The following is a 22,928-nucleotide window of genomic DNA, read 5'->3' as shown; positions in this document are numbered from 1 at the left end:
GGCGCCGGGCTCAGTGGGCGGCCGGGATGTGCCGGGTGGAGATCCGCTTGCGGAAGACCCAGTACGTCCAGGCCTGGTAGCCGACGATGACGGGGGTCGCGAAGCCCGCGACCCAGGTCATGATCTTCAGCGTGTAGGCGCCGGAGGCGGCGTTGGTGACGGTCAGGCTCCACGCGGGGTCGGAGGTGGAGGGCAGCACGTTCGGGAAGAGCGCGAGGAAGACCGTGGCGAAGGCCGCCACCACCGCCAGTCCGGACAGCGCGAACGCCCAGCCCTCGCGGCCCGCCCGGTTCAGCAGCAGGGCCAACGGCAGGGCGCCGAGGGCGAGGACGACCGCGGGCAGGCTGCGCCCGTTGCCGTACGCCGCCTGCGTCCAGATCAGGAAGGCGGCCGCGAGCAGCACGGCCGCGATGCCGTAGCGCCCGGCGTGGGCGCGGGCCCGGTGGCGGATGTCGCCGTCGGTCTTCAGGGCGGCGAAGACCGCGCCGTGGAAGGTGAAGAGCACGAGCGTGAACAGGCCGCCGAGCAGGGCGTACGGGCTGATCAGGTCGAGCACGTCACCGGTGAAGTTCTTGTCGGGCCCGATCGGCACCCCGCGCACGACGTCGGCGAAGGCGACGCCCCACAGGAAGGCGGGCAGCAGAGAGCACCAGAAGATGGCGGCCTCCCAGCTGCGCTGCCAGCGCTCCTCGGGGCGCTTGTGGCGGTACTCGAAGGCCACGCCCCGCACGATCAGGCACACCAGGATCGCCAGCAGCGGCAGGTAGAAGCCGCTGAAGAGGGTGGCGTACCAGTCGGGGAAGGCGGCGAAGGTGCCGCCGGCGGCGGTGATGAGCCAGACCTCGTTGCCGTCCCAGACGGGCCCGATGGTGTTGATCAGGACCCGGCGTTCGGTGCGGTCCTTCGCCAGGGTGCGCGTGAGCACGCCGATGCCGAAGTCGAAGCCTTCGAGGAAGAAGTAGCCGGTCCACAGGACCGCGATGAGCAGGAACCAGAAGTCGTGGAGGTGCATGGCCCTCTCTCCCTTGTCTGTGACGCTCCGCCGCGCCGGTCAGTACGCGAACGTCATCGGCTTGTCGGCGTCCTCGGGCCGCTCGTCGGCTCCGTCGCGGCCGCCGGGCAGCCGCAGCCGGGGGTCCTTCGCCGGCGGCTGCTCGTCGGTGTCGGGCCCGGCCTTGCCGTACTTCAGCAGCAGCCGGACCTCGACCACGGCGAGCACCGCGTACAGGCCGGTGAAGACGGCCAGCGAGGTGACGACCTCGCCCTGGCCCACGCCCGGCGAGACGGCGTCGGAGGTCTTCATCAGGCCGTAGACGGCCCAGGGCTGACGGCCCATCTCGGTGAAGATCCAGCCGAAGGAGTTGGCCAGGAGCGGGAAGCCCATGGTCAGGATGCCGATGCGCCAGGACCACTTGGTCAGGAAGGGGTTCATCTCCCGGGTGCGGGTGAGCATCAGGCGCGGGATCTCGTCCTGTCCGACGCGCTTGTCCGGTGCCACCCACAGCTTGCGGCGGGTGGTCCACAGGCCGATCAGGCCGGCCACGAAGGAGGTCATCCCGAAGCCGATCATGAGGCGGAAGCCCCAGAAGGTCATGAAGATGCTCGGGATGTAGTCCTCGGCCTTCCCGCCGTAGCGGGCGGCCTCCTGCGCCGCGATGTCGTTGATGCCGGGGACGGAATCGGTGAAGTTGTTGTGGGCGAGGAAGGACAGCAGGCCGGGAATCTCGATCTCGACGCTGTTGTGCCCCCGGGAGACGTCGCCGACCGCGAAGACCGAGAACGGTGCCGGCGACTGCGTCTCCCACAGGGCCTCGGCGGCGGCCATCTTCATCGGCTGCTGCTCGAACATCACCTTGCCCAGCTCGTCGCCGCTGACGGCCGTGCCCAGGCCCGCGATCACGGCGACGACCAGGCCCACCCGCAGCGAGGCGAGCATGGCGGGCAGCTGCCGGCGCTGCTCGGCACCGAGCTCCTCGCCCCTGATCTGCTTGCGCTTGGCGCGCCAGAGGTGGAAGGAGGAGACGCCTATGACGAAGGCCGCGCCGGTGAGGAAGGCGGCGGTCAGGGTGTGCAGGACGACGACCATGGTCGTGTTCTGGGTGAACACCGCCCAGATGTCGGTCAGCTGCGCCCGGCCGGTGGCCTTGTCGACGGTGTAGCCGACGGGGTGCTGCATCCAGGAGTTGGCGGCCAGGATGAAGTAGGAGGAGAGGATCGTGCCGATGGCCACGATCCAGATGCAGGCGCAGTGGATCTTCTTGGGCAGCTTGTCCCAGCCGAAGATCCACAGTCCGATGAAGGTGGACTCGAAGAAGAAGGCGAGCAGGGCCTCCATCGCGAGCGGGGCACCGAAGACGTCGCCGACGAAGCGCGAGTAGTCCGACCAGTTCATGCCGAACTGGAACTCCTGCACGATGCCGGTGACCACACCCATCGCGATGTTGATCAGGAAGAGCTTCCCCCAGAACTTCGTGGCGTGGAAGTACTTCTCCTTGCCCGTGCGGACCCAGGCCGTCTCCAGGCCGGCCGTGATCGCCGCGAGGCTGATGGTGAGGGGGACGAAGAGGAAGTGGTAGACGGTCGTGATGCCGAATTGCCAGCGGGCGAGCGTCTCAGGAGCCAGGGCCAGATTCACCGGGGTCTCTCCTTGCCTCTTGCCTCACCGGTGACGCCTGCCACCGGTGGTTTCGCCCCTGTATGACCCGTATAAATACGGGCATCCAAGCGCGCTTGTGAACGCGTTCACATTCACAAGCATCATGGCACACCTGTTTTTCGGACAAGCAGCCGGGGTGCCCCAACAGGCCCTAGCGCACACAACGGAACGGGCCCCCACCCCGCCAGGGGTGAGGGCCCGTACGCCCGACGGACGGCGCCGTCACAGCTCCTTGCGGAACTCCTCCGCCGCCCGCAGCACCAGGTCGTTCGCCTCGGTCTCGCCGATCGTCACCCGCACGCCCTCGCCCGGGAACGGCCGGACGACCACGCCCGCCCGCTCGCACGCGGCGGCGAAGTCCGCGGCGCGCTCCCCCAGCGGCAGCCAGACGAAGTTGGCCTGCGACTCCGGCACCGTCCAACCCTGGCCGACCAGCCCCTCGACCACCCGGGTGCGCTCGGCCACCAGCGCATCCACCCGCTCGCGCAGCGCGTCCTCGCTGCGCAACGAGGCGACGGCCGCGTCCTGGGCCATCTGGCTCACACCGAAGGGCACCGCGGTCTTGCGCAGCGCCGCGGCCACCGGCTCGTGGGCAACGGCGAAGCCGATCCGCATGCCGGCCAGGCCGTAGGCCTTGGAGAAGGTGCGCAGCACGCAGACGTTGGGCCGGTCGCGGTACAGGTCGATGCCGTCGGGCACCTCCTCGTCCCGGATGAACTCGCGGTAGGCCTCGTCGAGAACGATCAGCACATCCGAGGGCACGCGGTCCAGGAAGGACTCCAGCTCGGCCCGGCGCACCACGGTGCCGGTGGGGTTGTTGGGGTTGCAGACGAAGATCAGACGCGTCCGCTCGGTGATCGCGGCCAGCATCGCGTCCAGGTCGTGGACCGCACCCTCGGTCAGCGGCACCTCCACCGGGGTCGCACCGGCGACCCGGGTGATGATCGGGTACGCCTCGAAGGACCGCCAGGCGTACATCACCTCGTCGCCCGGCCCGGCCGTCGCCTGCACCAGCTGCTGGGCGACGCCGACCGAACCGGTGCCGGTGGCCAGGTGGGCCAGCGGCACGTCGAAGCGCTCGGCGAGCTCGGCCATCAGGCCGGTGCAGGCCATGTCGGGGTAGCGGTTGAGGGAGGCGGCGGCCTGCAGGGCGCTCTCCAGCACCCCGGGCAGCGGCGGGTACGGGTTCTCGTTGGAGGAGAGCTTGTACGCCACGGGGCCGCCGGCGGCCGCGGGCCGGCCGGGCTTGTAGGTCGGTACGCCCTTGAGCGCGGCGCGCAGCTTGGGGGTCTTCTCGGTCACCGCGGGTCCTCCTCCACCTCTGACTGAATACACCACACCTTATGAGGATTGCCCGGGGCGGCGTCCAGAGTTTCGGGAGCGCTCCCCGCAGGTCCGCGCGCCGTGGCGGGCGCCCTGGCGCGCGTCCCCCGTGAAGGTGAGTTGAGACCTCTTCGAGACCTGGACCATTCCGCGGGCGTGGATATGCCAGAGGCGCACGGCACCCCACAAGCTCCCCCAACTACCTGCGATTCCATGATCATTGAGGGAAGCGGTCACAGCAGAAACGTGCCTGTCAACAGTCAAATGAGGCACCCTGCCAAAGGACCACCCGAGCCCTACTATCGGCCTGCCATGACAGCAGCAGGGAAGCATCAGGTGAGCCGGGCTGAGACCTCCCGCCGGGGCAGCAGGCAGGGGCGCGCGGGCATCCGCGACGTGGCCGCCGCCGCCGGGGTGTCGATCACGACCGTCTCCGACGCGCTCAACGGCAAGGGCCGGCTACCGGACGCGACCCGCCGCCACGTCCGCGAGGTCGCCGACCGGCTGGGCTACCGCCCGTCGGCCGCGGCCCGCACGCTCCGTACGGGCAAGTCCGGGCTCATCGGACTGACCGTGACCACATACGGGGATGAACCTTTCACCTTCACCGAGTTCGCCTACTTCGCCGAGATGGCCCGGGCCGCCACCTCCGCCGCGCTGGCCCGCGGCTACGCCCTGGTCATCCTGCCCGCGACCTCCCGTCACGACGTGTGGTCCAACGTCGCCCTCGACGGCACGGTCGTCATCGACCCCTCCGACCACGACCCGGTCGTCTCCGACCTGGTGCGCCAGGGCATCCCGGTGGTCTCCGACGGGCGCCCGGCCGGCTCCCTGCCGGTGACCGCCTGGGTGGACAACGACCACGAGGCCGCGGTGCTCGACATCCTCGACCACCTCGCCGCCGCCGGGGCCCGCCGGATCGGCCTGCTCACCGGTACCACCACCGACACCTACACCCGGCTGTCGACCACCGCCTACCTGCGCTGGTGCGAGCGCGTGGGCCAGGACCCGGTCTACGAGGAGTACCCCGCGCACGACCCCTGCGCCGGCGCCGTCGCCGCCGACCGGCTGCTGGCCCGGCCCGACCGGCCGGACGCGGTGTACGGGCTGTTCGACCCCAACGGCACCGACCTGCTCGCCGCCGCCCGCCGCTACGGCCTGCGCGTCCCCGACGACCTGCTGCTGGTGTGCTGCAGCGAATCCACCGTCTACGCCACCACCGAACCGCCGATCACCACGCTCTCGCTCAAGCCGCGGCGCATCGGCACCGCGGTGGTCCAGCTGCTCATCGACGCGATCGAGGGCCTGGGCAGCGGCCGCCCGGTCGAGCAGGTGATACCGACGGAGCTGATCGTGCGGACGTCCTCCGAACGGCGCCCCCCGCGCACCACCGTGAGCCCCCCGCGGGGGCCCGCATCCGGCTGACGCCCCGCGACCACCCGTACGCGCGGCATCCGCAACACCACCCGCACCACCCCGCACGTCCCCCCACTGCCACCGCAGTCGCCTCCCGCCCGCCGCGCCGATCCGCGGCGGTCCGCCGGCCGACCGGCCCACGGACCCACCTGCCCGCCCACCCGCCACGCCCGGGTGTCAACCGGGCGCGGGACGTCAACCGGAAGCACACCCGCTCCCGGGGGAGCGGGTCATCGCCCCCGGGGACGGCGCACAGGGCCGCTCGACCGGCCCGAACGGCTCATTTAACGGCGCATTTGGGGAGAAATGACCGGCGATCCCGGTCACCCGCCCCGATTCACAGCCCCTGGTGCGTCACAAGGCGCGACGGTCATTCCTATGATGGGCGCACGACACCGCGGACCGCCGTCGACCAGGCAAGGTCCACAAGGTGCACGGCGGCGCGATGGTGGAGGGGTCGATGACTCAGGGGGCCGGGCAGGGACCTGCGGCACGGGCCACGGCGGCGATGCCGCCCATCTCCGGGTACGCCGCAGCGCAGCCTCCCGCGCCCGGCTACGGCCATCCCGCCCCGCCCCCGGTGCCGCCCGCCCCGGCCCAGCCGCCGCTGCCCGGCGGCGGGGAGTACGCGGAGTACCCCGAGGGCTACACCCCCACCGCCCGCGACCTGCCGGTCATCAACCGCGGCGTCCCGCAGGACGTGCCCACCGTCGAGCTCACCCCGCTCGCCGCGCCGCAGCCGCAGCCCCAGCCCCAGCAGGAGCCCCTGCCGGCCGGCCCCGGCCCGCTGTACGTCGTCGGCGACGTCCACGGCTACCTGGACGAGCTGTACGAGGCGCTGGCCGCCGAAGGGCTGATCGACGCGCACGGCAACTGGGCCGCCGGCAACGCCCGGCTGTGGTTCCTCGGCGACTTCACCGACCGGGGCCCCGACGGCGTCGGCGTGATCGACCTGGTGATGCGGCTGTCCGCGGAGGCCGCCGCCGCCGGAGGCTACTGCAAGGCCCTCATGGGCAACCACGAGCTGCTGCTCATCGGCGCCCGCCGGTTCGCCGACACCCCCGTGAACTCCGGCGCCGGCACCGCCTCCTTCCAGGCCGCCTGGCTGCTCAACGGCGGGCAGCGCAGCGACATGGAGCGGCTGCAGGACCACCACCTGCAGTGGATGTCGCGCCTGGACGCGATCGCGGAGGAGGACGGCCATCTGCTGCTCCACTCCGACACCACCGCCTACCTCGAATTCGGCGACTCCATCGAGGCCGTCAACGACGCCATCACCGAGGCCCTGCAGCGCAACGACCCCGACGAGTGCTGGGAGCTGTTCCGCAAATTCACCAAGCGCTTCGCCTTCCGCGACGAGGAGGCAGGTCCCCTCGCCGTACGGGAGCTGCTGCAGACGTACGGCGGCAGCCGTATCGTCCACGGCCACAGCCCCATCCCCTATCTGCTGGGCGACGTGCCCGCGGAGGACGCGGACGGCGAGGACGGCGCGCCCCTGGTGGACGGCCCGCACCTGTACGCCGACGGGCTCGCGGTCGCCATGGACGGCGGGGTCACCATGGCCGGAAAACTGCTGGTGGCGCAACTTCCGCTGACCGACTGAGGATTCAGCGGGGCGTTCCCCGGGCAGATCGAGGGTTCCACCGGCACGGGGCAATTCGGGAAACCGGCTGTCACCACGCGCCGGTAGCGCTCTACCATCGGCTTGTCCGTCGCAGGCTCGCTCTCCTCCGTTTCCGCCCACTGCCCGGTACAAGCCGACACCACGGCGCCATACGGAGCATCGGGGGATGCACATGAACAGCGCTCCGCACCTGCTTGCCGAGGACCGCCCGGAATTCGAGCGGCTTCTCGACCAGGCGCTGCGTACCGCGAACCAGGACCCGGAACTGTCCGCACTCATAGGACAGCGGCTCGGCACCGAGCAGCTGCGCAGCATGGCACGAGGAGCCATGGCTGCCATCGTCTCGTGCGCGGCGACGGAATATCAGGAGTTCATCGCCGCCCGTGAGGAACTGCGCGCCCGCTCCGCCGCCACCCGGCCCCAGCCGGTCGGCGGCGGTTCCGCTTCCGGTGGCGGGAGCGAGGCGGGGGACGACCACACGGCCCCCTCCGCGAGCGCGACCCCGGAGGGGCCGGACGCCCCGGGCGCCGGCGCGCTCGCGGTGGTCGCGGTGCTGGCCCCCGTGCTGGCCGGGATCGCGGGGTTCCTGTTCCTGCTCATCGGCTATGTGATGCGCACGGTGGGCACGGGCGGGTCGGCGGCCGGCCAGATGGTCACCATCGGCTGGTGGTTCGGCGGCCTGACCGTCGCCGCGGTGCTGGTGGCCTCCTCCGGCCTGCTGGTCACCGCTCTGCGCACCGGCCGGGAGGCGCAGGACGGCGCGCCGCACGATCCCCTCGCCGAGGAGGCCGAGCGGGCCCGCGAGACCTGGCGGCAGGCCGTGCTGCACCGCGGCCTGCTGCCGTTCCTGAGAGAGGCACTGATCAACACGGGCGCGCCGGCCCGCCGTTCGTACACGAACGGCAGCGGCCCGCCCGGCGGGACGGGCCGCACGCCGCGGTTGGGCTACTCCGCGCCGGGTTTCACGAGCCCGGAGCAGGGCGGTGACGGGGCGCCCCGTCAGGGCGCCCCATAGGGGCGCCGCCCCAGGCCGCGTCCGGCGGATGTTCGTCAGGCGCCACCAAGGCGCCCCGTAGGGGCGCGGGGCGGTGTCGATCTGCGGCTGCCGCCGCGTGGCGCGATCAACCACGGACGGCCCGCAGCTGACACGCCACTGCGGGCGCGTCGTGGCTTGTCGCGCAGTTCCCCGCGCCCCTTACGGGGCCTGCCTGATCCGCCGGATACGCCTGGCCGTCGGTGGCCGATCGCGCCCACGCGGCGGCAGCCGCACATCGACACCGCCCCGCGCCCCTATGGGGCGCTGCCCTAGTCGGCGATCGGGAGGTAGACGCGGTTGCCGGAGGCGGCGAATTCGCGGGCCTTCTGGGCCATTCCCTCGTCGGGGTCGACGGCCAGGTCGCCGCCGTGCTCGCGGCGAATGTCCTGGGAGATCTTCATCGAACAGAACTTCGGTCCGCACATCGAGCAGAAGTGCGCCGTCTTCGCGGGTTCGGCCGGCAGCGTCTCGTCGTGGAAGGCGCGGGCGGTGTCCGGGTCGAGGGCCAGGTTGAACTGGTCCTCCCAGCGGAATTCGAAACGCGCGTCCGACAGCGCGTCGTCCCACTCCTGGGCGCCCGGGTGGCCCTTGGCGAGGTCCGCCGCATGGGCCGCGATCTTGTAGGTGATGACGCCGGTCTTCACGTCGTCGCGGTCCGGCAGGCCGAGGTGCTCCTTGGGCGTGACGTAGCAGAGCATCGCCGTGCCCCACCAGGCGATCATCGCCGCACCGATGCCGGAGGTGATGTGGTCGTACGCCGGTGCGACGTCGGTCGTCAGCGGACCGAGGGTGTAGAACGGCGCCTCCTCGCAGATCTCCTGCTGAAGGTCGATGTTCTCCTTGATCTTGTGCATCGGGACATGGCCCGGGCCCTCGATCATCGTCTGCACGTTGTGCCGCTTGGCGATCGAGTTGAGCTCGCCCAGCGTCCGCAGCTCGGCGAACTGGGCCTCGTCGTTCGCATCCGCGATCGAACCGGGGCGCAGGCCGTCGCCCAGGGAGAACGTCACGTCGTACGAGGCGAGGATCTCGCAGAGCTCCTCGAAGTTCTCGTAGAGGAACGACTCCTTGTGGTGCGCCAGGCACCAGGCCGCCATGATCGAGCCGCCGCGCGAGACGATGCCGGTCTTGCGGCGGGCGGTCAGCGGGACGTAGCGCAGCAGCACGCCGGCGTGGACGGTCATGTAGTCGACGCCCTGCTCGGCCTGCTCGATGACGGTGTCCTTGTAGATCTCCCAGGTGAGCTCCTCGGCCTTGCCGTCCACCTTCTCCAGCGCCTGGTAGAGCGGGACGGTGCCGATCGGCACGGGGGAGTTGCGCAGCACCCACTCGCGGGTGGTGTGGATGTTGCGGCCGGTGGAGAGGTCCATGACCGTGTCGGCGCCCCAGCGGGTGGCCCAGGTCATCTTCTCCACCTCCTCCTCGATGGAGGAGGTGACGGCGGAGTTGCCGATGTTGGCGTTCACCTTCACCAGGAACTTCTTGCCGATGATCATCGGCTCGATCTCCGGGTGGTTGACGTTGGCCGGCAGCACGGCGCGGCCCGCGGCGATCTCCTCGCGGACGGTCTCCGGGGAGACGCCCTCGCGCAGCGCCACGTACTCCATCTCGGCGGTGATCTCCCCGCGCCGGGCGTACGCGAGCTGGGTGACCGCCCCTCCGTCGCGGCCCCGGCGGGGCTGGCGGGGGCGGCCGGGGAAGACGGCGTCGAGGTTGCGCAGGCCCCCGCGCGGGGCGGTGTGCCTGATGCCGTCGTCCTCCGGGCGCACCGGCCGCCCGGCGTACTCCTCGGTGTCGCCGCGGGCGATGATCCAGTTCTCCCGGAGCGGGGCGAGGCCCCGTCGTACGTCCGTTACGACGGACGCATCGGTGTACGGGCCGGACGTGTCGTAGAGGCGGACGTCCTGCCCGTTGGTGAGGTGCACCCGTCGCACCGGAACGCGGATGTCCGGACGCGAGCCCGTCACATAGTCCTTGTGCCAGCCGATCTCGCGACCGGTTCCGGACGTGCGTGCATCCTGCGAGGTCATATGACCGTAACTCCCTACGCCGGCATTACCCGGTAACAGGTTCGGCGGTCGGCGCAGCGGCTTTCGCACCCATGTCCGGTTCGAACATGTCCAGTGCGAAGGTCAGCGCCCTCTCAGCCCGGTGCTCCGAGCTCCCGCGATTGCAAAGGTGGCACCACGCTAGCGCCTCCCGCGCCCGGAGGGCCAGGGGGGCTTGTCATCATCGACGGGTGACCCCCACGCATCCTTCCCCCCACTCGCACGCCCCCCACGACCCCGACCACGCCCGTGCGCCCGCCCCCGACGGTCCTGCGCACGGAGATGGGCACGGAGATGGGCACGGGCATGGCCACGGACGACGGCAGAACCATGGACACAGCCATGGGCACGGCCACAGCCATGCCCATGCGCACGGTCCCGCGACGCCCGTCTCGGGTCATCTGCGCAAGGTCATCGCGGCCGTACTCATCCCCTTCGCCGCCGCGGTGGCCGCCGGGCTGATCGTGCTGTGGCCCGGCGGCACCCCGCCGCACCAGCACACCGGCGTCGGCATGGACCAGCAGACGCAGTCGGGGCGGGTGACGGCCGTCAAGGAGTACTCCTGCCCGGCCTCCGGCGGGTTCGGCGGCCCGCAGCAGCAGCCGCAGCAGGGCGCCCCGTCGGCGCCGCCGCCGGCGCAGGGCACCTGCCAGAAGGCCACCGTCGAGGTGACCTCGGGACCGGACAAGGGCACCACGTTCACCGAGCAGGTGCAGCCCGGCTCCTCGCGCCACTACTCCTCCGGGCAGAAGGTGGTCCTCGCCTACGCCCCGAAGGCCCCGGAGAACCTGCGCTATTCGGTCACGGACGTCGACCGCGACCTGCCGATGGGGCTGCTCGCGGGCGTCTTCGCGGTCGCCGTCGTGGCCGTCGGCCGGTTGCGCGGCGTCTTCGCGCTCGTCGCGCTGGTGATCAGTTTCGGGGTGCTGACGCTGTTCATCCTGCCGGCGATCCTGCAGGGCTCGGACCCGCTGGTCGTCGCGGTGGTGGGCGGCGGCGCGATCATGCTGATCGCGCTCTACATGTGCCACGGGCTCAACGCCCGCACATCCGTCGCGGTCCTGGGCACGCTCACCTCCCTGCTGGTCATCGGCCTGCTGGGGTCGCTGTTCACCTCGTGGGCCCATCTGACGGGCAACACCGACGACCAGACCGGGCTCGTGCACGGCCTCTACCCGCAGATCGAGATACGGGGTCTGCTGCTCGCCGGGATCATCATCGGTTCGCTGGGCGTGCTCGACGACGTCACGGTCACCCAGACGTCGGCGGTGTGGGAGCTCAAGGAAGCGGACCCGGCGGCCACTTGGCGCCGGCTGTACGGACAGGCGATGCGCATCGGACGCGACCACATCGCCTCGGTGGTCAACACGCTCGTGCTGGCCTACGCGGGTGCGTCGCTGCCGCTGATGCTGTTGTTCACCATCGCGGACCGGGGGGTGGGCACGGTGGCGACGAGCGAGGTCGTCGCGGAGGAGATCGTACGGACCCTGGTGGGCAGCATCGGCCTGGTGGCCTCGGTGCCGGTGACCACGCTGCTGGCCGCGCTCGTGGTGAGCGCCGACCGGCCCGGCGCCGCGGGGGGCGGCAGGGGGACGGGGCGGCCCAGGTCGCGCGGTGGCAGGCGCCGCCGGGCGAGGTGAGGCCCCGGCTAACCGGCGTTCTGCCCCTCGGGGTTGCCGGCCAGGATGCTGTCGAGGGCCGCGGCGAGCTCGTAGTCGAAGTCGGCGACCGTGTGCTCCTCGCCGAGGGGGGCGATGCGGTCGGTCCGGTCGAGGAAGGCCACCAGCGGGGCGGCCCCGGCCCGGAACAGCGCGCCCTCGCCGCCCACTTGCAGCCGGATGAAGACGTCGGACAGGTGCTGCGAGGAGGCGGGGGCGATGTGCACGTCGCCCTCGCCGGAGGGCTGACTGAGCCCGTCCAGCAGCAGCTCCCGGGCGAAGGCCCAGGTCACCGGCGCGTCGCCGGGGAGGTGGAAGGTGAACTTCACCGCGTAGGGGTCGCTGCTGTCGTAGCCCAGCTCCACCGGGATCCGGAAGGACAGCTCCTCGGAGACGAGGAACGTCATGACCACTTCTGCCTGAACTGTGTCGCGCATCGCCCAATGCCCCGTCTTCGTCGGTTTGGCAGGGATTGGAGCCTGGTGGCCCCAATGACGCCATAGTCTGACAAGAACGCCCAGTGGATCACAAGGAGTGATTTTCCAGTTACTCATGGAGACCGAGGGTGAGCATACGAGCTCTCCGACTCTGGAGCGTAGCGACTCGACTACTCCACGGAGTCGTAACGTGGGATTTGATGGCACGGACCGGCCGAGAACTGGCCAAAGTGGCGCGAGAGGGCACGGATTTCCGTGGGGGCGGTCTCCGGAGCGTTCAGGTTGACGGAGGAAAGTTGACGGCGGAGATAACTCCCCGCCGTCCGTTTCGTTGAGCCGGTGGAGCGGACACCGGACGGTGGCGTGGGCGACGCCCCCTGCCCGGTGGGCGTTCCGAGCGCCCCCGCGCGCCCGGAACCCCCGGCCCTACCAGTCGCCCCTCGACGACGAGGACGACGTGAACTTCTTGACCAGGAAGATCAGGCCGCCGACCAGGGCCACCAGCAGCAGGACCTTGAAGAGCAGGTTGATGACAAAACCGAGCAGGCTCAGGATCAGGCCGCCGAAGACCAGCACCACGAGAGCCGGCAGCACGACCAGCGTCACCCACCACGGCAGTCCCGCGAAAAATCCCTTCTCCGACATCTCAACCCCTGCTCTCGACTTCGTGCGCGTATTCCCGCGCTCTTGTTGATGTGCGGTCGCCGAACGCGCCGCCGCACAATTGCGTCCGCGCATTCCCGGCCGTCCGGAGCGAATGCCCCGTCCTGCCCACGATGCTAGGCGCGCCGGGTGCGCCGCAGGGGCGCGCGCACCCCCGTCCACCCCTGAACCGCCCCCTACGGGATGCCGGGGCCGGACCCCGGACACGGCATCCCGGGACCTCGGCTCCCGGGACCTCAGCTCCCGGAACCTCAGCTCTCGGGCGGCGAGAAGACCACGAGCACCCGCAGGTCCTCGCTGATGTGGTGGAAGCGGTGCGTCACCCCGGCCGGTACGTACACGACGCTGCCGCGCCCGACATGGGTGGTCTCCTCCCCCACCGTGATCGACGCACGGCCGCTCATGACGACGTAGATCTCGTCCTGGGCGTGCGGGCCCTGGGGGTCGGGGGCGCCGGCGTCCAGCGCGTACAGCCCCACCGACATGTTCCGCTCGCGCAGGAACTGCAGGTACGCACCCTCGTTCGCGACCCGCTCGGCCTCGAGTTCGTCCAGCCGGAACGCCTTCATGTCCTGACCCGCTTCCTGCCGCACCGATCATGGTTGATGTGCGGCTCCCCGTGGGCCGCGCCCGTCTGCAACGATCTCACCATGAAGAATTTCGTAGTCAAGACGGTCGCCAACGCCGCGGCCCTGGCGGTGGCCATCTGGCTGCTGAAGGGCATCACGCTCTCCGGCGAGAACACCGCCCGCAAGGTGATCACGCTGTTCCTCGTCGCCCTGGTCTTCGGCGCGGTGAACTATCTGGTCAAGCCGGTCGTCAAGCTGATGTCCCTGCCGCTGTTCATCCTGACCCTCGGCCTGTTCACGCTGGTGGTCAACGCGCTGATGCTGCTGCTGACCTCGTGGCTCGCGGGCAAGCTGGACCTGGCCTTCCACGTCGCGGGCTTCTGGGCCGCGCTCGTCGGCGGCGTGATCGTCTCCATCGTCGCCTGGGCGATGCACGTGATCCTGCCCGACGAGCAGGACTGACGAGCAGGACTGACGGCGGCGGGGCGCGGCGGCCGTGGTGCCGCCGCACCGCCCGCCCGCGCGGGGACTTACGAACCCGCGCCCACCAGGCGCCTGGTCAGCCGCAGCTGGGCCCGCGAGAGGGCGATGACCAGCCGGGGACCGGCGAAGAGCGCGAGGACGCCCGCCGCGAAGTGCAGGGCCACCGCACCCTCGGGAGTGGGACCGCCCCAGGCCGGGTCCGGATAGGGCGCCCAGCCCCACACCGGATAGGTCAGGTTGCGGGCGCAGACGATGACCACGCCCACGGCCAGCGCGCAGGCCACCCCGCTGAGCAGCAGGTCGGCCAGGAAGTACGCGAGCGCACCGCCGAGCCGGCCCGCCCCCGCACGCGGCGCGATCCGCGCCCCGAAGAACCAGCGCGCCCGCGCCCGGCCGAACGCGCCGGCACACAGCAGGGCCAGCGCGGTGAGCACCACCGCACCCACCACGCCAAGCACGGGAACGCCCCTCTCCCGGGTGATTCTCAGGCCGTTGACCACGGCCAGGAACCAGGCCAGGCCCAGCGGCGCGAGCAGCGCATGCAGCATGTGCCGCCAGGTGAGGGCCCTGAAGGGCACCCGCAGCAGGTCGGCGAGCACGGCTCGGGGCGGCGTGCGTGACATGAAGAATCGTCTCCTCGGGGGGTCGGAGGTCATGCAGGTGACGACACCGCAAGAGCGGTGCGGCGCCTGCGTCGTACGACGTCGCGCGCCCAGGCGATGCCCGCCAGCACGGCACTGGCCACCGCCGAACACAGGACCTGCACCCTGGCGTCCGCGTCGGTCAGCATCAGCACGAGCACGGCCGCGACGCCGGCCAGGGTCAGCCAGGTGACGTAGGGGAAACCCCACATCCGTACCGCGGGTCGCTCGGCGCCCGCCTGCTCCATGCGGCGGCGCAGCCGCAGTTGGGATGCGGCGACCAGCAGCCAGACCACCAGCAGCACGGCGCCGACGGTGTTGAGCAGGTAGAGGAAGACCGTGTTCGGCCACAGCAGGTTCAGCACCACGGACGCGAAGCCGAAGCCCACGGAGGCCAGGACGGCCCGGTGCGGCACGCCCTCGCGGTTGACGGCCAGCAGCGCCCGCGGGGCCTCGCCGCGCTCGGCGAGGGAGAAGACCATGCGCGAGGCGCCGTAGAGGTTGGCGTTGATGGCCGACAGCAGGGCCACCACGACCACCACGTTCATGATCTGCCCGGCGGCGGGGATGCCGAGGTGCTCCAGGACCGCGACGTAGGGGCTGCGGCCGATCTCGGAGTCGTTCCAGGGCAGCAGGGTGACGACGACCGCGAGCGAGCCGATGTAGAAGACCAGGATCCGCCACACCGCGCTGCGCACCGCCCGGCCCACGGCCCGGGCCGGGTCCTCGGACTCGGCGGCGGCGATGGTGAGCACCTCCAGGCCGCCGAAGGAGAAGGTCACCGCGAGCACGCCCGCGACCACCCCGCCCCAGCCGTGCGGCAGGAAGCCGCCGTGGCCGGTGAGGTTGGCCAGACCCGGCGAGGACGAGCCGGGCAGCAGGCCGAGGACGGCGAGCAGGCCGAGGCCGAGGAAGCAGACGATGGCGCCCACCTTCAAGGCGGCGGCCCAGAACTCGAGTTCGCCGAAGTTCTTCACCGAGGCCAGGTTGGCGGCGGTGAAGAAGGTGATGAACATCAGCACCCAGGCCCACTGCGGCACCGCCGGCAGCCAGCCGGAGGCGATGGCCGCGGCACCGGTGGCCTCGACGGACAGCACGACCACGAGCATCAGCCAGTACAGCCAGCCCACGGTGAACCCGGCCCAGCGCCCGAAGGCCCGCTCGGCGTGCACCGAGAAGGAGCCGGGCGTGGGGTCGGCGGCGGACATCTCGCCGAGCATGCGCATCACCAGCAGCGCGAGGGTGCCGGCGATGGCGTACGAGATCAGGATGCCCGGGCCCGCGAGGGCCACGCCGGCGCCCGAGCCGACGAACAGCCCGGCGCCGATCACCCCGCCCAGGCCGAGCATGGTCAGGTGGCGCTGTTTGAGGGCGGCGGGCAGGGCCCTGCCGGTGTCGGTCGTCACATGGGTCTCCTGCGGGTCTACGGGACCGCCGGCCGTGCGCCGGCGGGCACGGGGACCCTAGGCAGGGGGCTTTTTGCCTCGTTATCGAAGCGTTTTGCGCCTCCCCGCGCCGCCCTCGCCTCCCGCCCCTTCGCGTTCCTACTCGCCCTCCGAGCCGACCTCGATGCCGGCGGGGCGCAGCAGCGGCAGCCGGTCCTGCGGCACCAGCCGCGGCAGGACCAGGGCCCACACCCGGGCGATCCACTCCGCATCCGCGCCCCGGCCCGCGCCGCCGTAGCCGTCGCCGTCGCCGTCGCGGGAGAAGAGTTCGGCGCCCGCGACCAGGGAGAGGGCGAGGGCGGCCACCGAGTCCTCGTCGGCGTCCGGCAGCAGGCTGCCGTCGGCCTTGGCCCGCTGCAGCAGCGACCGTACGGCCGCGCCCCACTCCTCGTAGCAGTCCGGCCGGGAGCGCTCGGGGAACTCGGCGTCGCGGGAGAGCCGGACGTCGGCCCGGGTCAGCGGGTCGGTGCGCAGGGCGCGGGAGAGGTGGTGGGTGAGGTCGACCACGGTCTGCAGGGCGAGCACCGGCCGCCGGGCCAGGGCGTCGACGGCGGCCGTGGAGGCCGTGCGGGCCTCGTCGCGCACGGCCTGGGCCAGGTCGGCCTTGGTGGAGAAGTGGAAGTACAGCGCTCCCTTGGTGGCCCCGGCGGCCGCGCTGATGCGCGACAGCGTGGCGCGCTCGTACCCGATGCGGTCGAAGACGTCCGCGGCTCCTCGAATGAGGGCCCGGCGGGTGCGCTCCGCCCTCTCCTGCTGCTCCACGTGCCACCTCGGCGTCCGCTGGGTCAACAACATGCGAAGAATAAACATACCGCGTGGTTTCTTCCAAGCCGGTCGGCCCGATTCCTGGGGGTCCGCCCGGCACATCCCACCTGGACAGGGCGGGCACCCGGCTTTGACAAACCGGCTGGCTGGTTTTTAACTGGCATCTGCCCACACCCCGGGCAGCGCCCGGCGCCGTCGATCACGGCGCCCCACACGGGACGTGGCGACACGGCCCGCGCGGCAACCACAGCACGACCGGCACGGAACAACGGGGGCGGAGATGACAGAGGTGGCGTACGAGCAGCAGGCCGGAACGGAGACGGCCGCAGCGGGAATGGAATTCGGGATCCTCGGCCCGCTGCAGGTGACCGCGGGCGGCCGCCAGGTGCCCGTCGGCGGGCCCAGACAACGCACGATCCTCGCGATGATGCTGCTCGCCCAGGGCCAGGTGGTCTCCGTCGACCGCCTGGTGGACGTGGTGTGGGACGGCCGTCCCCCCGCCACCGCGCGCACCCAGGTCGCCATCTGCATCGCCGGGCTGCGCAAGACCTTCAAGGCCGCGGGCTGCGCCGAGGACGCCATCGTCACCGTCCACCCCGGCTACCTGCTGCGCATGAGCGGGCACCGCATCGACGCCGGGGACTTCTCCGCCCTGGTCGCCGAGGGCCGGCAGGCCGCCCGCGAGGGCCGCACCACCCGCGCGGAGGCCCTGTACCGTCGGGCGCTCGGCCTGTGGCGCGGCCCGGCTCTGGCCGGCGTGGCCGGCAGACCCGTGGAGGGCGAGGCCGCCCACCTGGAGGAGCACCGCCTCGCCGCGTACGAGGAGTGGTCCGACCTGCGCCTGGAGCTCGGCCAGTACCAGGCCCTCATCCCCGAGCTCGCCGACCTGACCCGCGAGCACCCGCTGCGCGAGCGGCCCCGCGTCCAGCTGATGCTCGCCCAGTACCGGGCCGGCCGGCGGGCCGAGGCGCTGGAGGTCTTCCGCGAGGCCCGCAGCCGCTTCATCGAGGAGCTCGGCCTCGAACCGGGCCCCGCGCTCACCGAGCTGCACGACGCGGTCCTGCGCGACGACCCCGCCCTGATGCCCGCCCGCACCCCCGAACCCCCGCCCGCCGTCGCCGAACCCGCCGTCACCCCGGCCCATCTGCCCACCCCACTGCCCGTCTTCGTCGGCCGGCAGGCCGAACTCGCCGCGCTCGACGCCCTGCTGGACGAGGAGTCCGGCCCGCGCACCGACGCGCAGCCACCCACGATCGCCCTGGTCAGCGGCATCCCCGGGGCCGGCAAGACCGGCCTCGCGCTGCGCTGGGCGCACCGGTGGGCCGACGCCTTCCCCGACGGACAGCTCTACGCCGACCTCGGCGGCCGCGGCGGCCAGGAGGAGGTCACCGCCGCCGACGTCCTTGCCCGCTTCCTGCGCGCCCTCGGCGTGCCCGGCGAGCGGGTGCCGGCCGACCTCGGCGAGCGCGAGGCCCTCTACCGCAGCGTGCTGGCCACCCGGCGCATCCTGCTCGTCCTCGACGACGCCCAGTCCGGCGCCCAGCTGCGCCCGCTGCTGCCCGGCACCGGCCGCTGCCGCGTCGTGGTCACCAGCCGCGCGCCGCTCGACAGCGCGGCCACCGCGGGTGGCGCCGTGCGCATCGGCCTGGGCATGCTGCACGAGGCGGAGGCCGTCGAGCTGATCGGCCGCATCGCCGGCCGCGACCGCGTCGCCGCCGAACCCGCCCACGCGGACCGGCTGGCCGCCCAGTGCGACCGGCTGCCGCTCGCCCTGCGCATCGCCGCGACCCGGCTCGCGGCCAAGCCGCACTGGACCCTGCGCCACCTGACCGCCCGGCTGGCCGACGAGCGCCGCCGGTTCGCCGAACTGAGCGAGGCCGACCCGGCGCTGCGCGCCGGCCTCGACCTCAGCTACCGCCGGCTGACCGCGGACGCCGCCGCCATGTACCGGCGGCTCGCCCTGCTGGAGGCGCCCGACTTCGCCGTCTGGGCCGGCGCCGCCGTCCTGGACACCGGCGTGCTGGAGGCCGAGCGGCTCATGGAGCAGCTCGTCGACGCCCAGCTGCTGGGCACCACCGGCACCGACGCCACCGGCAGCCTGCGCTACCGCTTCCCCGACCTGCTGCGCCTGCACGCCCGCGAGCGCGCCGAGGCCGAGGAGCCGGCGGACGAGCGGGAGCGGGCGGTGGACCGGGCGCTGCGCGCCTGGCTCACCATCGCCGAGGAGGCCCACCGCCGCGAGCACGGCGTGCGCCGGGTCTCCCTGCAGCGCAGCACGCTGCGGCGCCGGATCGACCCCGACTACCTCGACGAGCTGCTCGCCTCACCGCACGACTGGCTGGAGGCGGAGCAGCGCTGTCTGACGTCCGTCATCGCGCAGTCCGTGGCGCTCGGCCGGGACGAACTCGCCTTCGAGCTCGCGCTCTCGGCGGGATTGCGGGAGCAGGAGACCTCCGCGGCACCGGCACAGGTGCTGGCCGCGGGTTGCCGATGAAGCAGGAGTCAAGGAAAGAGAGGACGAGTGAGGGAGACATCGCATGCGGTCATCGCCGGTTCCCTGATGATCAGTTGTGCCATGCTGGCCGGAGCGGCCGTCGTCTGGCGGGCGGCCACCGAGCAACGCACCGCGTTCGCCGACACGGCGGAACGGGTGCGGGCGATGCAGCGGCTGTTGGAGGATGCCGAATAGCCGGCTGACGATATGACGAAGGGGCCGGGCGGGCACGGGATTCCCGTGCCCGCCCGGCCCCTTCCGCATGGGCTGCCCGGGCTCAGAACTCCTCCTCCAGCTGCACGCTGGTGAACTCCTGGGCCGTGGTGTAGCCCAGGCGCCGGTACAGCCGCACCGCGGACGCGTTGTCGGAGTGCACCGACAGCGTGCACACCGCCTCGCCGCCCGCCAGGACGTCCCGCGTGAGCCGGCCCGTGACGGCCGCGGCCAGCCCGCGGCCGCGCAGTGCGGGCGCGGTGGCGATCGAGGCGAGGTGGGCCGTGCCCGTCCCCGGGCGCCGCTGCAGCGCGCCGGCGGCGGCCAGTTCGCCGTCCTCCGTACGCAGCGTGGCCCACGTCTGCACGGTCGGGTCGCCGGGGCGTACGGCGTAACCGGGGCTGGCCGCCGTCAGCAGGGCGGTGATCTCGGGTATCCCCGCGTCGTCGGTGCGCACTCGCTCTTCCAGCGGATGCGGCTGCGGAGCACGGGTCGCCGTCATCAGCTCCCAGTGCTCGTACGTCTCGTCCGCCACGGCCGTCCCCGGCAGCCCGGTCAGGTCCGTGCCACGCGGCACCGTCAGCCCGTAGGGCGGGGCCGGCAGGTCCGGCAGAACGGCCCGCAGCAGGTCGGCCGCCGGTTCCGGGGCGCCGACGACGGTGAGCCACTCGGTGGGCTCCGGGCCGGATGCGGTGCCGTAGGCCGCGGCGCCCGGCAGCGACCAGGCCACGAGGTCACGGCCGGGGGCGATCAGCGCGGCGGTCCACGCGTCGCCGGCCACGGCGAGGAGCGAGGCGCCGGTGCGGTGGGTGGTGAGGGTCAGCACAGGGGCTCCAGGGCGGTGCCGGCCAGGCGCCGGGCGACGTCGTCGAGCAGCGCGGCCTCGTGCGGCACGAGGTAGAAGTGCCCGCCGGCGAAGCCGCGGGCGGCGAAGCCCGCGCCCGCGACGGCGGCCCAGGCCAGCGCCTCGGGCTCGGCGGCGCCCGTGTCCTGCTCGCCGTAGTACGCGGTCAGCGGCACGGGCAGCGCACGGGTGGTGGCCTCGCCGGCGTAGGCGTCCAGCATCCGGTAGTCGGCGCGCAGCACGGGCAGGAACAGCTCGCGCAGCTCGGGGTGGTCGAGGGCGGCCGATGCGGGCGCGCCCCGGCCCTGCACGTGCGCGACCAGGGCGTCGTCGGCCAGGTCGCCGGTGCCCGAGGGCCGAAGCCGGTGCGGGGCGCGGCGGGCCGAGACCAGCAGGGCCGCAGGTACCCGCGCATGCTCGCCGGCCAGCCGGTGCGCCACCTCGTAGGCGACGGAGGCGCCCATGCTGTGCCCGAACAGGGCCAGCGGCCGCTCGTCCAGGGCCAGCAGGGCCGCGGTGACGGCGTCGGTGATCTCCCCCATCCGCGTGGCGCACGGCTCGGCGATCCGGTCCTCGCGGCCCGGGTAGCTCACCGCCAGCACCTCGACGTCGTCCGGCAGGCCGGCCGGCCAGGTGCGGAAGGCGCTCGCCGTACCGCCGGCGTGCGGGAAGCACACCAGCCGTACGCGCGGCTCCGCCACCGCGCGCAGGACCCGCAACCAGTTCGTGCTCATGCCCGCCTCCTGTACTGCCGCACCGCCAGGCCCGTGAAGAGCGCGATCAGGCCCGCGCTCCAGGCGAGCGCGCCCGTCGCACTGCCGGCCACCGGACCGCCGTTCATCAGGTTCCGGGCGGCGTCGACGACCAGCGTCATCGGGTTGTTGGCCACGACCACGCGCAGCCAGCCGGGCATCGTACCCGGGTCGACGAAGATGGAACTGCCGAACTGGAACGGCACCATGGCCAGCATGCCGATGCTCTGCACCGTCTCCGGCGTGCGGGCGGCCAGCCCGATGTAGGCGTGCATCCAGCACAGCGCCACGCCGTACAGCAGGATCAGCCCGATCGCGCCCAGCACACCGAGGACGTCGGTGTGCACGCGAAAGCCGATCAGCAGCGCGAACGCCAGGATCACCAGCAGGCTCACCAGCATGCGGACCGTGTCCGCGAGGATGCGCCCGCCCAGCACCGCCGAACCCGCCATCGGCAGGGAACGGAAGCGGTCCATGATGCCGTTGCCGAAGTCGCCGTTGATGCTGATGCCCGAGGTACGGGAGGCGATGGTGATGCTCAGCGCCATGATGCCCGGCATCAGGTACTGCCGGTACTCCGCGGCACTGCCCGAGATCGCGCCGCCGAAGCCGAACACGAAGATCACGGCGAAGATCAGCGGCATCAGCGTGGCATCCAGGACCTGCCCCGGACTCGCCAGCACCTTGCGCAGGTTGCGGCGGGCGATCGCCAGCGTGTGCTGCACCGCATCCGCCGCTCCGGGCACCCGGGCCCCCGTGGCAGTCGTCGCGCTCATGCCGCGCTCCTCGTGGTCTCGTCCCTCGTGGTCTCGTCGTCGTGCGCACCGGCCCCGGTGAGCGTCAGGAACACCTCGTCCAGGCTCGGCACGTGCGTGTTGACCCCGGCCACCGGGATCCCGGCCGCGCCCAGCGCCCGTACGGCCGCCGTCAGCGCCCCGCCGCCCTCGCCGGACAGCGGCACCTGGACATGGCCCGCGGCCTCGTCCAGCTGTGCCTCCCCCGCCCCGCAGCCCGCCAGGACGCGGCGCACCTCGGGCAGCTGCCCGGGATCCTCCGGCACCACCCGCAGCACCTGACCGCCCACCCGGGCGCGCAGCTCGGCCGTGCCGCCGGAGGCGATGACCCGGCCGCGGTCGATGACGACCAGCGAGTCGGCGAGGGCCTCGGCCTCCTCCATGTACTGGGTCGTGAGCAGCACCGTCGTACCGGCGGCGGCCAACGCCCGCACCTCGTCCCACAGTTCGTTGCGGCTGCGGGGATCCAGTCCGGTGGTCGGCTCGTCCAGGAACAGCACCCGCGGACTGCCGACCAGGCTCACCGCGATGTCCAGCCGGCGGCGCATGCCACCGGAGTAGCCGCCCGCGGCCCGGCCGCCGGCCTCCGTCAGCCGGAACCGCTCCAGCATCTCGTCGGCCCTCGCCCGCGCGCCACGCCGGCCCAGGCCCGTCAGCCGGCCGACCAGGTAGAGGTTCTCCCAGCCGGAAATGTCCTGGTCCACCGCCGCGTACTGGCCGGTCAGACCGATCAGCGAACGCACCGTGCGCGCCTCGCGCACCACGTCGTGGCCCAGGATCTCCGCCCGCCCGCCGTCCGGGCGCAGCAGCGTGGAGAGCATCCTCACCGTCGTCGTCTTGCCCGCGCCGTTGGGGCCCAGCACGCCCAGCACGCTGCCCGCCGGCACCTCCAGGCTCACCCCGCGCACCGCGGGGGTGCCCGCGAAACTCTTGACCAGATCCTCGGTCCGGATCGCCGTCGTCATCGGGTCCTCTCGATTTCTCCCGGGGTACCACCGGGGTCCGGAAACTAGGCGGCCCGCGTATTGGCGGCATATCGCTTGCTTATCCCGAGCGGCGCCCCTCGG

At 72.3% G+C, this 22,928-nt stretch carries 21 protein-coding genes and 1 riboswitch; of the genes, 7 read left to right on the top strand and 14 right to left on the bottom strand.

Annotated elements, in window-relative coordinates; genetic code table 11:
* Positions 1-10 precede the first annotated feature (10 nt).
* The 3 genes from cydB to hisC all read right to left on the bottom strand — a co-directional run bounded on the left by cydB (position 11) and on the right by hisC (position 3,958).
* Complete coding sequence (cydB, locus tag AB0K17_RS03360) at positions 11-1,012, bottom strand: cytochrome d ubiquinol oxidase subunit II (protein WP_365965044.1); 1,002 nt, start codon at positions 1,010-1,012, stop codon at positions 11-13.
* Between the two features lie 39 nt (positions 1,013-1,051).
* The gene (locus AB0K17_RS03355) at positions 1,052-2,635 is read right to left on the bottom strand and encodes a cytochrome ubiquinol oxidase subunit I (RefSeq protein WP_365981940.1); all 1,584 of its coding nucleotides are present in this window, start codon (positions 2,633-2,635) and stop codon (positions 1,052-1,054) included.
* A gap of 243 nt (positions 2,636-2,878) precedes the next feature.
* The gene (gene hisC, locus AB0K17_RS03350; RefSeq protein ID WP_365981939.1) at positions 2,879-3,958 is read right to left on the bottom strand and encodes a histidinol-phosphate transaminase; all 1,080 of its coding nucleotides are present in this window, start codon (positions 3,956-3,958) and stop codon (positions 2,879-2,881) included.
* A 333-nt stretch (positions 3,959-4,291) separates the two neighbouring features.
* Here hisC and AB0K17_RS03345 point away from each other — a divergent pair, with 333 nt between their 5' ends.
* From AB0K17_RS03345 to AB0K17_RS03335, 3 genes are all read left to right on the top strand, one after another.
* Positions 4,292-5,404, top strand: coding sequence for a LacI family DNA-binding transcriptional regulator (locus AB0K17_RS03345; RefSeq protein WP_344433077.1), 1,113 nt, complete (start codon positions 4,292-4,294; stop codon positions 5,402-5,404).
* 451 nt (positions 5,405-5,855) lie between these two features.
* The gene (locus tag AB0K17_RS03340; protein ID WP_365965041.1) at positions 5,856-6,998 is read left to right on the top strand and encodes a metallophosphoesterase family protein; all 1,143 of its coding nucleotides are present in this window, start codon (positions 5,856-5,858) and stop codon (positions 6,996-6,998) included.
* Positions 6,999-7,185: 187 nt separating this feature from the next.
* A complete protein-coding gene (locus tag AB0K17_RS03335) occupies positions 7,186-8,034 on the top strand; it encodes a hypothetical protein (RefSeq protein WP_365981938.1) in 849 nt (282 codons plus the stop codon).
* A gap of 290 nt (positions 8,035-8,324) precedes the next feature.
* Here AB0K17_RS03335 and thiC read toward each other — a convergent pair whose 3' ends face one another.
* Complete coding sequence (gene thiC / locus AB0K17_RS03330; RefSeq protein ID WP_365981937.1) at positions 8,325-10,085, bottom strand: phosphomethylpyrimidine synthase ThiC; 1,761 nt, start codon at positions 10,083-10,085, stop codon at positions 8,325-8,327.
* Positions 10,080-10,233: riboswitch (TPP riboswitch) on the bottom strand. It overlaps the preceding gene by 6 nt.
* A gap of 61 nt (positions 10,234-10,294) precedes the next feature.
* Here thiC and AB0K17_RS03325 point away from each other — a divergent pair.
* Complete coding sequence (locus tag AB0K17_RS03325) at positions 10,295-11,743, top strand: YibE/F family protein (protein WP_365981936.1); 1,449 nt, start codon at positions 10,295-10,297, stop codon at positions 11,741-11,743.
* Positions 11,744-11,751: 8 nt separating this feature from the next.
* Here AB0K17_RS03325 and AB0K17_RS03320 read toward each other — a convergent pair whose 3' ends face one another.
* The 3 genes from AB0K17_RS03320 to AB0K17_RS03310 all read right to left on the bottom strand — a co-directional run bounded on the left by AB0K17_RS03320 (position 11,752) and on the right by AB0K17_RS03310 (position 13,430).
* Positions 11,752-12,198, bottom strand: a complete 447-nt coding sequence (locus AB0K17_RS03320) for an SsgA family sporulation/cell division regulator (RefSeq protein ID WP_344433072.1) — start codon at positions 12,196-12,198, stop codon at positions 11,752-11,754.
* 426 nt (positions 12,199-12,624) lie between these two features.
* Entirely contained in the window at positions 12,625-12,843 is a 219-nt protein-coding gene (locus AB0K17_RS03315) for a DUF5326 family protein (RefSeq protein ID WP_365965036.1), read from the bottom strand.
* 269 nt (positions 12,844-13,112) lie between these two features.
* On the bottom strand, positions 13,113-13,430 hold the full coding sequence (locus AB0K17_RS03310) for a cupin domain-containing protein (protein WP_365965035.1): 318 nt from the start codon (positions 13,428-13,430) through the stop codon (positions 13,113-13,115).
* An 81-nt stretch (positions 13,431-13,511) separates the two neighbouring features.
* Between AB0K17_RS03310 and AB0K17_RS03305 the strand changes: the two genes are divergently transcribed.
* Complete coding sequence (locus tag AB0K17_RS03305) at positions 13,512-13,892, top strand: phage holin family protein (protein WP_365965034.1); 381 nt, start codon at positions 13,512-13,514, stop codon at positions 13,890-13,892.
* Between the two features lie 68 nt (positions 13,893-13,960).
* Here AB0K17_RS03305 and AB0K17_RS03300 read toward each other — a convergent pair whose 3' ends face one another.
* The 3 genes from AB0K17_RS03300 to AB0K17_RS03290 form a co-directional block, all read right to left on the bottom strand.
* On the bottom strand, positions 13,961-14,536 hold the full coding sequence (locus AB0K17_RS03300) for a hypothetical protein (protein ID WP_365965033.1): 576 nt from the start codon (positions 14,534-14,536) through the stop codon (positions 13,961-13,963).
* Between the two features lie 29 nt (positions 14,537-14,565).
* On the bottom strand, positions 14,566-15,903 hold the full coding sequence (locus AB0K17_RS03295; RefSeq protein ID WP_365982046.1) for an amino acid permease: 1,338 nt from the start codon (positions 15,901-15,903) through the stop codon (positions 14,566-14,568).
* A 195-nt stretch (positions 15,904-16,098) separates the two neighbouring features.
* On the bottom strand, positions 16,099-16,761 hold the full coding sequence (locus tag AB0K17_RS03290) for a ScbR family autoregulator-binding transcription factor (RefSeq protein ID WP_365981935.1): 663 nt from the start codon (positions 16,759-16,761) through the stop codon (positions 16,099-16,101).
* A gap of 283 nt (positions 16,762-17,044) precedes the next feature.
* On the opposite strand from AB0K17_RS03290, the gene AB0K17_RS03285 reads away from it, so the two are divergent.
* Together AB0K17_RS03285 and AB0K17_RS03280 are read left to right on the top strand one after the other, a co-directional pair.
* The gene (locus tag AB0K17_RS03285; protein WP_365965031.1) at positions 17,045-19,258 is read left to right on the top strand and encodes an AfsR/SARP family transcriptional regulator; all 2,214 of its coding nucleotides are present in this window, start codon (positions 17,045-17,047) and stop codon (positions 19,256-19,258) included.
* A gap of 27 nt (positions 19,259-19,285) precedes the next feature.
* Positions 19,286-19,453, top strand: coding sequence for a hypothetical protein (locus tag AB0K17_RS03280; protein ID WP_365965030.1), 168 nt, complete (start codon positions 19,286-19,288; stop codon positions 19,451-19,453).
* Positions 19,454-19,535: 82 nt separating this feature from the next.
* On the opposite strand, the gene AB0K17_RS03275 is transcribed toward AB0K17_RS03280, so the two are convergent.
* Genes AB0K17_RS03275 through AB0K17_RS03260 form a run of 4 tightly spaced genes read right to left on the bottom strand, consistent with a single transcriptional unit; the run spans position 19,536 to position 22,826 of the window.
* A complete protein-coding gene (locus tag AB0K17_RS03275) occupies positions 19,536-20,297 on the bottom strand; it encodes a GNAT family N-acetyltransferase (RefSeq protein ID WP_365981934.1) in 762 nt (253 codons plus the stop codon).
* Positions 20,291-21,049, bottom strand: a complete 759-nt coding sequence (locus tag AB0K17_RS03270; protein WP_365981933.1) for an alpha/beta fold hydrolase — start codon at positions 21,047-21,049, stop codon at positions 20,291-20,293. Before AB0K17_RS03270 ends, AB0K17_RS03275 begins: the two co-directional genes overlap by 7 nt.
* The gene (locus AB0K17_RS03265; RefSeq protein WP_365981932.1) at positions 21,046-21,813 is read right to left on the bottom strand and encodes an ABC transporter permease; all 768 of its coding nucleotides are present in this window, start codon (positions 21,811-21,813) and stop codon (positions 21,046-21,048) included. Before AB0K17_RS03265 ends, AB0K17_RS03270 begins: the two co-directional genes overlap by 4 nt.
* A gap of 26 nt (positions 21,814-21,839) precedes the next feature.
* Positions 21,840-22,826 (bottom strand): ATP-binding cassette domain-containing protein, encoded by a 987-nt coding sequence (locus AB0K17_RS03260; RefSeq protein WP_365965026.1) that lies wholly within the window; start codon positions 22,824-22,826, stop codon positions 21,840-21,842.
* Between the last annotated feature and the right edge of the window lie 102 nt (positions 22,827-22,928).

This window comes from Streptomyces sp. NPDC049585 (assembly GCF_040675615.1).
In the GTDB taxonomy this organism is placed as follows: Bacteria; Actinomycetota; Actinomycetes; order Streptomycetales; family Streptomycetaceae; genus Streptomyces; species Streptomyces luteosporeus.
The sequence above is the reverse complement of the archived record's forward strand: the minus strand, read 5'-3'. Positions and strand labels throughout refer to the sequence as shown.